Below are 11708 nucleotides of genomic sequence, written 5' to 3'. Positions count from 1 at the left end.
GGCCGATTGCCTCTTCTTTAAATTCTTTCGTATAAGTTCGATATTGACGTTTTGTATTCATATTCACCTCGATTGATTATCGTATTATCCACAATCAAGGTGTCCAGATCGATTAGACCAGAATACTTCCCTTCTGTCTCAACCTAAAGACAGAAACAACAAAGGGCAAAACAATGTTCTGCCCTTTGGTTTTTATTTTTTCTCTTTTAAGCGAGACTGCAAACGCTGTTTTAACGCGCCGTCTGGCAATTGTTGGCAATGTAGCTCTAAATCTTGCCAGTCTTGTTGGTTGAACTGAGTGTAAACATTGGCGATCAAACTTTGCTTGATCTCATCTTCGACAAATGCCGCTTCTAACGCGCATAAGGTGACATCCAATAGTTCAACTCGATTAAAACCAAATACCTGTTGCGCTAAGCGATATTCCTTCGCCACATCAGTACCAAATAATCCGGCATCATCGGTATTGATCGACAAACGAACGCCAGCGTCATATAAACGGCGTAGAGGGTGTTTTTCGAGTGATTGTTCAAACTCTGTCACTAAAATACGGTTACTGCTTGGGGCGACTTCAAGGGTAATTTGTTCATCAATCAAGGTTTGGATCAAAGCAGGATCTTTGATTGCGGCAATGCCATGCCCGATACGTTTCGCGCCACATGCCAGTGCATCACGAATACTTTCAGGGCCTCGGATCTCTCCGGCGTGATACGATTTTTGCAATGGTATTTGCGCCACTAACTTATGTGCATACTCAAAATCGGCGAACTCACCCGCCATTTCATTGCCAGCAATATTAAAACCGGTGACTTCTGGGCGAGGCTCTGCCGCCACAAAATCGGCGCTGATAGTAAATTCTTCTAAACTCAGATGACGTACACTACAAGCATGTAAACGAGTTTCGGTGCCATATTTTGCTTTTACTTCATCCATCGCTCGTAATATGCCATCCATAAACGCATGATATTGCTTCGCGTTTAAGCTGTTGGTTTTAGGATCGTGACACATATGAAAGGCGGAGGTGATCATCTCACAATACACTAAGCCTTGCTCGGCATTGCGGGTTAAATAGTCTTTCATCACTAGGTAGTAATCATCGGCATCACGGACTAAATCGGCCACCACATCGTAAGCGGTGACAAATGCGCCAAAGTCCGACTCATCATATTGATAGCGTCCATTGGGGAAATCGCTTTTATCGTATTGACCTTCTGGATACAAGAAATCGCTCGGTAATGTCACACCATGTTTTTGGGCTAAAATCGCCGCGAGTTCAGGGGTAACTGAACCTTCAATATGTTCATGCAGTATGACTTTAGGCAGGGTTGAAATCATAATGTACTTCCTTTCGTTATTCTATTTATTGACACAAAGTCATTGATGTTACAGTGAGACGGTAAGTTTACCCAGCCTCATATCGATAAAAAGCACCATACCAATAAATGAAGGCTAAACAAGTGCCGACACAGCGAAATTAGTGGGCCATCAAAACGCAAACGATAACCTCTCTCAAGTATTTGTCAGCAGATGTAAAAAATCCAGCCCTCACTCAAGGACTGGATTTTATTGCATCTAAAAAGCGGCACACACTAAATAATATACCCGTCTTACTTGAAGCTGCAGCTTTGTTGGCTGCGCTAACTCACCCCAATCACTTAGGCAAGCTAAGCTCATGGGGCTTCGTTTACTTGCCGCCTCACTGCAACTTCAATTACTTTGGGTATAGCAGCGGCTGCTTTTAGTATATGCTTAACACTTTGAGTCTATTATTAAACGCTTTAAATATTAGTAACGCTCTAACCAATGGGCATAAGGCGCTGGCAAGATCCATGATGGCTTTTCAACATTCAATGCCTTGGCCACACGGTAAGTGTAATGTGGATCAGCTAAGTACGCTTTACCTATCATGACGACGTCCATTTGATCTTCTTCGACCACGCGGTTGGCATCTTCAGGTTTATCAATGCCCCAAGCCGAAGCAACAGGCAGACCGGTTTCTTTACGAACACGCTCTGAGATTGGTGCTAAAAACGCAGGTCCCCAGGGGATCTGTGCCGTTGGAGTCGAGAAACCCACGCTGACACTGACCATATCCAAACCTTGCTCTTTCATTTGGTTTAATAGCGCAATCGATTCTTGCAGGGTTTCTTCATCGCGACCATCAAATTCCAACACCCCAAAACGAATGGTTAATGGTAAATTCTCAGGCCAAACTGCGCGTACAGCAGCAAACGTTTCGAGCAAGAAACGACCACGATTTTCGGCGCTACCACCATATTGGTCTGTGCGTTGGTTTGAGTGTGCCGAGAAAAAGCTTTGCGCTAAGTAACCATGAGCAAAGTGCAGCTCTAACCATTCAAAACCCGCATCAAGAGCCCGTTTAGCGCCATCAACAAAATCTTGTTTTACTCGCTCGATATCGGCAATGCTCATTTCAAGCGGTTGTTTATCTAAATTTCCGCCAAACGCAAGCGCTGAAGGAGCAATAGTTTGCCAGCCTTTTGGGTCATCATTAGCAATATGATCATCGCCATCCCAAGGACGATTGGCGCTGGCTTTACGACCAGCATGCGCAATTTGAATGCCCGCCACACTGCCGTTGTCTTTAATGTTTTTAGCGATTTTTGCTAGTGCCTCGGCTTGCTCATCATTCCAAATACCTAAACAATTTGGGCTAATACGACCTTCTGGCGAAACGGCTGTCGCTTCTAAAATCACAAGACCCGCACCACCACGAGCCAAGCCCGCGTAGTGAATATCATGCCATTGATTTGCCAAGCCATCTTCGGCGCTGTATTGGCACATTGGTGGTACTGCGATACGGTTTTTTAATACCACATCTTTTAATGCGAGTGAGTTAAATAATGCAGACATTGAGACTGACCTTGTTTGAAGTAAAACGATGGAGAGATACTACCTGCATAAGTAGTATAATTGAAATGACATTGGTGGGTATTAAATATGCGGTTTAGGAATATGACTGCAAAGATTCACGACAACCTCTCCAGTTAGCCGTTAGCCGTTAGCCGTTAGCCGTTAGCCGTTAGCCGGGATCATGACTTCACCCCACAACCTTTTAAAATCATAGTCGTGAGAAATTCAGCCGCTTGGTCGTAATCTTGATGTGAAAGTTCTTTTTTATCTAACACTCGGCAGATCTGCCAGCCAAAATCGGCGTACGTTTGTGTCGCTGCCCAAATGGTAAACATAAGATGATGGGCCGAAACGCTATCCATCAAGCCTTGTGCTATCCACGAGTTAAATTTGGCGAGGATCATTTGTGACTGTTGTTGCAGTTCCGCTTCAATATCTTTTGGTAGCGACGTGCCTCCCGACATCACCTCGTTGGCAAACACTTTTGAGGCATGGGCGTGATCGCGTGAGATCATCAACTTGGTTTTAATGTATTCGGTCAGTGCTTCTTTTGGATCATCAAGTACTTGGATCGGCAGGGAGGATTTAAGTAACGGCGCGGTGACACTTTCTAATACCGCGCGGTACAAGTTATCTTTTGAGGTGTAATAATAATAAATATTCGGTTTGGGAATATTGGCTTCTTTGGCAATATCCGCCACCTTGGTTGCGGCATAACCGTATTTGGCAAAATGCTGACTGGCCGCTTCAATAATCGCGTGTTGATTGCGCTCTCGAACTGTTGCCATTACGGTCTTCCTTATAAGTGAGCATGTTGAGTCTCAAACAATGTTAATTCCTTAGCTTGTTTTAACATATCTGACAAAAAAAATCCCGAGATAACTAAGTAGATGTGTGGTGAGAGATGAAAAAGCAACCTCGCTCATTCAACTCAAACTTCATCATAAACCTAGCCACTCGGGCGCACTCAAAGGAGACGAAACCGTGCGTTAAAACAGAATTATTTGTGATGATTTGTGATGATATGTGATGATATGACTATGCTCCCACACACAGCCAAATCATACTCCAGACCAAATAACCTGTTATTTCTAAACTGTTACCTTGATAGCTGTTACTTTGATAACTATGATTTTGTACACCGATATACGATCAATGTTCACCCATAGAACCTTAACTTATTCACCACGGATATTATGATTGCCTAGCTGCTCAATCGCTTTGATCAACGCAGAGTGATCCCAGTTGGAACCGTCCATTTCAGCGCAATTGCCGAACAGCTCTTGGGTCTTAGCTGTGTTTGGCAGTTGTAGGCCTAATTGCTCAGCGCCAGTCAGTGCCAAGTTTAAATCTTTTTGATGCAATGAAATTCTAAAGCCGGGATCAAACGTGCCTTTCACCATGCGCTCACCATGCACTTCAAGCACTTTAGAGTTAGCAAAGCCGCCCATTAACGCATCACGCACACGCGCCGGATCTGCGCCTGCTTTTGAGGCAAAGACCAACGCTTCCGATACCGCTTCGATGTTTAATGCGACGATGATTTGGTTGGCCACTTTACAGATTTGACCGGCACCATTTTCACCCACCAGCGTAATGTTTTTACCCATGACATCAAACAATGGCTTAGCTTGCTCAAAGGCAGACTCATCGCCCCCCACCATAATGGTTAGCGTGGCATTAATCGCCCCCACTTCACCACCTGATACCGGAGCGTCTAGGTATTGAGCGCCACACTCTTTAATTTGTTTGGCGAATTGTTGTGTTTCAATCGGTGCAATCGAGCTCATGTCGATCACAAGCTTCCCTGCCGATAGTCCTTGTGCGATACCATTATCACCAAAAAGTGCATCTGAAACGTCGGGCGTATTTGGCACCATCGTAATAATAACATCGGCTTTTTGTGCCGCTTCTTTACCGCTATGAACCACCGCGGCCCCGCCATCGATAAGTTCTTGTGGCGGCGCAACAAAGTGATCAGAAACCACAATCGAGTAACCTGCTTTTTGTAAATTCACGGCCATTGGTTTGCCCATGATGCCAGTGCCGATAAATGCAATAGTTGGAGTAGTCATAATTTCATTTCCCTTAATTTTAAAATATTTTTTCTCTTTCCCACAATATTCAAAGTAATTAATGTTGTAGCTAGGCGACAAGTGAGCAAAGCCCCATGAGTCATTCTCTTTTATAAAAGAAAGCTCGCCTAAGTAACTGGGGTGAGCAAACGTAGTCCCTCTTGTTCATAAAAAGCCGCTACGGCTTTAATTACGAAGAATATTCAGCCAAGTTAAACCTTCATGTGTAGTGGTCTTGGGCTTATATTCACAGCCAACCCAACCTTGATAACCGATGCTATCTAAGTGTTTAAACAAGAATGGATAGTTAATTTCACCGGTTCCAGGTTCATTTCGGCCCGGGTTATCGGCTAATTGCACATGCTGAATTTGGCCAATATGCTCACTCAAGGTTGGCGCCAGATCCCCTTCCATAATTTGCATGTGATAAATATCGTATTGGAAGTTGAGGTTATCACTGCCCACTTTGGCAATAATATCTAACGCTTGCTTAGTGTTGGTGAGGAAGAAGCCCGGAATGTCACGCGTATTGATCGCTTCAATGATCAAGCTAATGCCATTCTCTTCAAGCGCTCCGGCCGCAAATTGCAAGTTCGACACAAAAGTGTGCTCGGCTTGCTCTGCGCTAACACCATCGGGCACGATCCCCGCTAGGCAGTTCACTTGATCACACTGCAATACTTTGGCGTATTGAATGGCTTTGGTTACGCCACGCTGAAACTCTTCAACACGCGCAGGATCCACCGCAATACCACGATCGCCGCCTAACCAATCCCCTGCGGGTAAGTTAAATAGCACTTGGGTCAGTTTATTAGCGTCGAGCACTTCTTTAATCGTGGTGGCTTCAAAGTCGTATGGAAATAAATATTCCACCCCTTGAAAACCGGCATCCGCTGCTTGTCCAAAGCGTTGCAGAAAATCGACTTCAGTAAATAACATCGATAGATTGGCGGCAAATTTAGGCATACTGTTATCCCTTATAATTATTGATTAAATGTGATGGCGGTTGGCGCGTCATCGCTACCTTCGGCTAGGCTTTCAAACTCATTAACGCCTGTGATTTCAACGCCCATTGCAACGTTAGTCACGCGCTCTAAAATGAACTCAACCACAACAGGGACGCGATGCTTGGCCATCAATTTCTTCGCTTGTTCAAACGCAGCAGCCGCATCTTCTGGTTTACGAACACGAATCGCCTTACACCCTAAGCCTTCAACTACCGCGACATGGTCAACCCCATAACCTTCCATTTCTGGGGCGTTTTGGTTATCAAATGCAAGCTGAACACAGTAATCAATATCAAACTGTCGTTGCGCTTGGCGGATCAAACCAAGGTATGAGTTATTCACAACCACATGAATATATGGAAGATTAAACTGTGCACCTACCGCTAGCTCTTCAATCATAAATTGGAAATCGTAGTCACCCGAGATCGCCACAATCGGACGGTTTGGATCGGCGGCGCGAACACCTAATGCAGCAGGGATAGTCCAACCTAAAGGCCCCGCTTGACCACAGTTGATCCAATGGCGTGGCTTATACACATGCAAGAACTGCGCAGCGGCGATTTGAGAGAGACCAATGGTACTGACATAACAAGTGTCTTCTCCAAACGCACGGTTCATTTCTTCATACACGCGCATTGGCTTCATCGGCACTTCTTCAAAGTGGGTCTTACGCAACATGCTCGATTTACGCTCAATACACTCACTCACCCAAGAGCCGGTATTATTCAGCTTGCCAGCCGCTTGCATTTCTTTTGCCACTTCAATGAATAACGTTAATGCGGATTTGGCATCGGAAACAATGCCAAGATCTGGGCAGAACACACGTCCAATTTGAGTAGGTTCAATATCTACATGGACAACTTTACGTCCTTCGGTATACACATCGACCGAACCGGTATGACGGTTAGCCCAACGGTTACCAATGCCCAGAACAAAGTCAGAAGCCAGCATAGTGGCATTACCATAACGGTGTGACGTTTGTAGCCCAACCATGCCCGCCATCAATTCATGGCTATCAGGAATACTGCCCCAACCCATTAATGTAGGAATAACTGGGACATTTAAAATTTCAGCCAGCTCTTGTAGCTGTGCACTGGCACCTGCGTTGATCACGCCGCCACCTGAAACAATGAGTGGTTTTTCAGATTGAGTCAGCATAGTCAGTGCTTTTTCAACTTGAGCACGAGTCGCACTCGGTTGGTAAGGTTCAAGGGGGTCATAAGTATCAATATCAAATTCGATCTCAGCTAATTGCACATCGATCGGCAAATCAATTAATACCGGACCTGGGCGACCCGAACGCATGATATGAAACGCTTGTTGAAATGCGCGAGGCACTAATGCGGGTTCTAATACTGTGGTCGCCCATTTCGTCACCGGCTTGGCGATAGACTCAATATCCACCGCTTGGAAATCTTCCTTGTGCAAACGAGCTCGCGGCGCTTGACCAGTAATACATAAAATGGGAATAGAGTCGGCCGAGGCTGAATACAAGCCCGTGATCATATCCGTTCCAGCAGGGCCCGAAGTCCCAATACAAACACCAATATTGTTATCATTAGTACGGGTGTAACCCTCTGCCATGTGCGACGCACCTTCAACGTGGCGGGCAAGCACATGGTCAATACCACCGATCTTTTTCATTGCCGCATAAAATGGATTAATCGCCGCGCCTGGTACACCAAAGGCAATATCTACCCCTTCACGCTTCAATACTTCTACTGCAGCTTCAATTGCTTTCATCTTAGCCATAGTTTGAATCCCTTCCTAATTCATATTGTATGCAATGTTAAATACATTGCCCAGTCTAGATCGAGATCCTATAAACACGCAAATAAAAAAACAAATAAATTGTACACAATCGGCAAGGGTTGAAGTAACAGTCTGTTTTATAAAAATTTAATAATCATCAAACCAGTATTGAACCATTTTTTTACTATCACATCACGTTAATATTTTTTTGATCTTATGTAAAAAAAGCGTTATAAATAATGAAAACGTAAAACATTAATGTACACAATCACAATCATTCCTACACTCATTGTCATTGATACTGTTATTCGGCGTTGTCACTATCTCGATGTTAGTCGCGAGCAGATAAAACACTTCAATTGTCAGAGCATATGTTCATAAAGGAGACCATTATGCACAGCACACAGGAACGTGAAGTCACTGGAGGTATGGCAAATCCATGTCATTCAATCAAAGTGATCGGCACACTACAAAGCGCACAACAACAAGAGATTCTTTCTCCATCAGCACTCGACTTCTTAGATGCACTTGTTACTAAGTTCAGTCAACCACTAGAAGAGGTTATGGCTCTGCGCCGCCAGCATCAATCCCAATTTGATGGCGGTAAACTGCCCGACTTTCGTGCCGATACTCAACACATTCGTGAGGATAAAAGTTGGAAAGTCGCCCCTATTCCTAAAGTACTGCAAGATCGACGTGTCGAAATTACGGGGCCAATTGACCGTAAAATGGTGATCAACGCGCTTAATTCAGGCGCAAAAGTGTTCATGTGTTGTTTTGAAGATGCTTCTGCTCCGACATGGGAAAACATGATCGATGGCCAAGTTAACTTAAGAGATGCCAACGCTGGCACCATCAGTTACTTGGATGAAAAGAAAGGAAAAGAATACAACTTAGTTGATGCACCAGCACAGCTACTAGCCCGTCCTCGTGGGTTGCACTTACCTGAAAAACACATTCAATATAACGGTAAAGCCATCGCGGGTTGTTTGATGGACTTTGCTTTGTACTTCTTCCATAACTACCAAACGCGCGCTCAAAAAGGCGAAGGCGTGTATTACTACATTCCAAAACTAGAAAGTATGGAAGAAGCTAAATGGTGGGATGATGTATTTACCTTTACTGAAGATTATTTTTCGGTCGAGCGTGGCACCATCAAAGCAACCATTTTAATCGAGACTTTGCCTGCGGTATTCCAAATGGAAGAAATTCTGTATGTGATGCGTGAGCATATTGTGGCGATGAACTGTGGCCGTTGGGACTACATTTTTAGCTACATTAAAACATTGAAGAATCATAAAGATCGCATCCTGCCAGACCGTCATAGCATTGGTATGGACAAGCCGTTCTTAAACGCGCTTATAGCCAATTACTGGTCAAAACCTGTCACGCACGCGGCGCACTGGCAATGGGCGGAATGTCAGCCTTTATTCCAAGCTCTGATCCACAAGTGATGGAACAAGTATTGGCAAAAGTAGAAGACGATAAAAACCGCGAATCAAGTAATGGTCACGATGGCACTTGGGTGGCGCATCCAAAATTGGTTGATATTGCAATGGATATCTTCGATAAAAAATTAAAAGGCAGCGTAAACCAAATGGATTACGACAGCAGCTATGTGGCAGAAATCACAGCCGAACAACTGCTTGCCCCTTGTGAAGGCCCCCGTAACCAAGAAGGCTTGCGCAAAAATATTCGCATTGCGTTGTACTACATTGAGGCTTGGATCAGCGGCGTAGGTTGTGTGCCGATTTATGGCTTAATGGAAGACGCCGCAACCGCAGAAATCTCACGCGCTGGAATTTGGCAATGGATCAAACACGGCGTAAAACTTGACGATGGCCAAGTGGTAACAGAAGCGTATTTCCGCTCCCTGTTGGCTGAAGAACTAATCACGATTAAACAAGAAGTTGGCGAGCAACGTTATGCTCAAGGACGATTTGAAGAAACGGCCAAGATGTTCGATACATTATCGACCCAAGACGATTTTGCAGAGTTCTTGACACTACCGAGCTATTCTCTACTTAATTAATCAACCAAAGATACTAAGATGATGTGATTAAGATGCAGTAACATATATGCAGTAGAAAAAAATAGTGACACTGCATCTTAAATTGCTTAGTTTTTTAAGATCAATGAAGAAAGGCGCTTTACTTCTTTGTCGAACAAATAGGTTTTGCACACCAAACACATATTGCTAAACAGATATGTTATGGCGGCTTAATCTGTACGATAATAAAGGAGTTACACGATGAGTTTAACACTACAACAGGCTTTAAACATCACCCAAGGTGCCTTTGATACCGCAACAGAATTACATACCGCCCCACTTACTGTGGCAATACTAGACACAGGTGGCAATACTAGACACTGGTGGCAAGCTGGTGTCTTTGCAACGGCAAGATGGGGCGAGTATGTTACGACCCGACATTGCAATTGCCAAAGCATGGGGAGCCATCGCCTTAGGATGCTCATCACGAAAACTGGCGCAAGATGCAGAAATTCGCCCCGCCTTTATTTCGGCTATTAATGTATTGGCTCAAGGTAATTTGGTGCCAGTACCCGGCGGGTTATTAATACGGTCAGAATCCAGTCAAATCATTGGCGCTGTCGGCGTGAGTGGTGATTTGTCGGATCTGGATGAAAAGTGTGCACTGCAAGGCATTTTGCATGCGAAGTTGTATTCATTAGAGACCTGAGTAGAATAAGGTCTATAATGTACAATATTATTTTGGAATATCAGCAGACTGAGCATGACTAAATTAAATAAAATTTCTAACACCAAAATGCAAGCGAAAGCAAATAACCAAACACAAGATGATGTGGTGTATTGCTATATCTTTGATGCGATATTGGAACAACGCTTACCGCCGAATACCAAGCTCAATGAAGAATCATTAAGTGAAATATTCGGGGTAAGCCGCACCATTATTCGCCGCGCGCTTTTACGCTTATCGCTCGAACAAGTTGTTGATATAAAACCAAATAAAGGGGCAACCGTTTCGGCCCCTACCATTGAAGATGCCATTCAAATATTAAAAGCACGCGAGATAACAGAGTTAGCTGTCACTGAGCTGGCAACTGAAAACTGCAACCAAATTCAGCTGCAAGTGCTGCGCAATTTAGTCACCAGCGAGAACGAAGCTATTGCCAATAACGATATAGGAAAAGGCATCCGACTTTCTGGTGAGTTTCACATTGAGTTGGCTAAAATGGCAAAAAATGCCCCACTACTGCACTTTTTACGCAGCTTAGTATCACAAACCTCGCTACTGATTGCTCAATACGAAGGCAGTAACAACAGTAATTGTTCACAAGACGAACATACCAATTTACTCAATGCAATTGAAGCAGGCAATAAAGAAGAAGCGCTGCATTTAATGGATCACCACATGCAGCATATTCGGGCCAATTTAAACTTAAATGATGATGCTACCTCTAGCGATTTACATGTAGTATTTTCAGATATAATCCGTTCCAGAGCGTAGCGTTTTATAACTTTCCAAGCATTAAAAAACCCTGATAACTTATCGAGTTATCAGGGTTTTATTTTTTATTAAATCGCCAAGCTATTTAACCATGTACGGTTACTTAACGATTTCCAAGCTATCAACATCAATCGAAGTGTTATTCCAATCTTTTTCAACTTCACCGCGGATCAGAATGGTCGTTTTAGGAGTAACGGTTCTGCCAAACCAAATATCGTCATCAATCTCGACTGTGATTTCACCGGTCGCATCTTGGAAAATATAATCTTCATCGCCCAAAGACATGGTTAAATGACCACTTAATTGCACTTTAGCATCGTCACTGGCATTCATTGCACTGATCACATCTTTCATAATACGCTTAAATTTGCTCGGCCCCTGAAAGCTATTCTGGTCTAATCGATCTGGACACCTTGATTGTGGATAATACGATAATCAATCGAGGTGAATATGAATACAAAACGTCAATATCGAACTTATACGAAAGAATTTAAAGAAGAGGCAATCGGCCT

Annotated in this window: 7 protein-coding genes and 3 pseudogenes; 3 read left to right on the top strand and 7 right to left on the bottom strand. The window is 43.9% G+C overall.

What is annotated here, in order from left to right:
• Positions 1 to 192: 192 nt before the first annotated feature.
• From add to gcl, 6 genes are all read right to left on the bottom strand, one after another.
• On the bottom strand, positions 193 to 1335 hold the full coding sequence (gene add, locus HC723_RS15370; RefSeq protein WP_190339699.1) for an adenosine deaminase: 1143 nt from the start codon (positions 1333 to 1335) through the stop codon (positions 193 to 195).
• Positions 1336 to 1785: 450 nt separating this feature from the next.
• Positions 1786 to 2874 (bottom strand): NADH:flavin oxidoreductase/NADH oxidase, encoded by a 1089-nt coding sequence (locus HC723_RS15365; RefSeq protein WP_190339698.1) that lies wholly within the window; start codon positions 2872 to 2874, stop codon positions 1786 to 1788.
• Positions 2875 to 3053: 179 nt separating this feature from the next.
• Positions 3054 to 3662, bottom strand: coding sequence for a TetR/AcrR family transcriptional regulator (locus tag HC723_RS15360; RefSeq protein ID WP_190339697.1), 609 nt, complete (start codon positions 3660 to 3662; stop codon positions 3054 to 3056).
• 390 nt (positions 3663 to 4052) lie between these two features.
• On the bottom strand, positions 4053 to 4967 hold the full coding sequence (locus tag HC723_RS15355; RefSeq protein ID WP_342365766.1) for a 2-hydroxy-3-oxopropionate reductase: 915 nt from the start codon (positions 4965 to 4967) through the stop codon (positions 4053 to 4055).
• Between the two features lie 168 nt (positions 4968 to 5135).
• Positions 5136 to 5915: a hydroxypyruvate isomerase gene (gene hyi / locus HC723_RS15350; RefSeq protein WP_190339695.1), complete on the bottom strand. Its 780-nt coding sequence runs from the start codon at positions 5913 to 5915 to the stop codon at positions 5136 to 5138.
• Positions 5916 to 5932: 17 nt separating this feature from the next.
• Positions 5933 to 7708, bottom strand: a complete 1776-nt coding sequence (gcl, locus tag HC723_RS15345) for a glyoxylate carboligase (protein WP_190339694.1) — start codon at positions 7706 to 7708, stop codon at positions 5933 to 5935.
• 389 nt (positions 7709 to 8097) lie between these two features.
• Between gcl and aceB the strand changes: the two are divergent.
• The 3 genes and pseudogenes from aceB to HC723_RS15330 all read left to right on the top strand — a co-directional run bounded on the left by aceB (position 8098) and on the right by HC723_RS15330 (position 11196).
• Positions 8098 to 9740: pseudogene (gene aceB, locus HC723_RS15340) on the top strand (malate synthase A).
• A 219-nt stretch (positions 9741 to 9959) separates the two neighbouring features.
• Positions 9960 to 10407: pseudogene (locus tag HC723_RS15335) on the top strand (GlcG/HbpS family heme-binding protein).
• A 54-nt stretch (positions 10408 to 10461) separates the two neighbouring features.
• Positions 10462 to 11196 carry a GntR family transcriptional regulator gene (locus HC723_RS15330; protein ID WP_190339693.1) on the top strand — a complete coding sequence of 245 codons (735 nt, stop codon included), beginning with the start codon at positions 10462 to 10464 and terminating at the stop codon, positions 11194 to 11196.
• A 99-nt stretch (positions 11197 to 11295) separates the two neighbouring features.
• On the opposite strand, the pseudogene HC723_RS15325 reads toward HC723_RS15330, so the two are convergent.
• Positions 11296 to 11580: pseudogene (locus HC723_RS15325) on the bottom strand (YgiW/YdeI family stress tolerance OB fold protein); the annotation flags it as partial.
• Positions 11581 to 11708 lie beyond the last annotated feature (128 nt).

The organism is Vibrio sp. S11_S32 (assembly GCF_014694465.1).
In the GTDB taxonomy this organism is placed as follows: Bacteria; Pseudomonadota; Gammaproteobacteria; order Enterobacterales; family Vibrionaceae; genus Vibrio; species Vibrio algicola.
The sequence above is the reverse complement of the archived record's forward strand: the minus strand, read 5'-3'. Positions and strand labels throughout refer to the sequence as shown.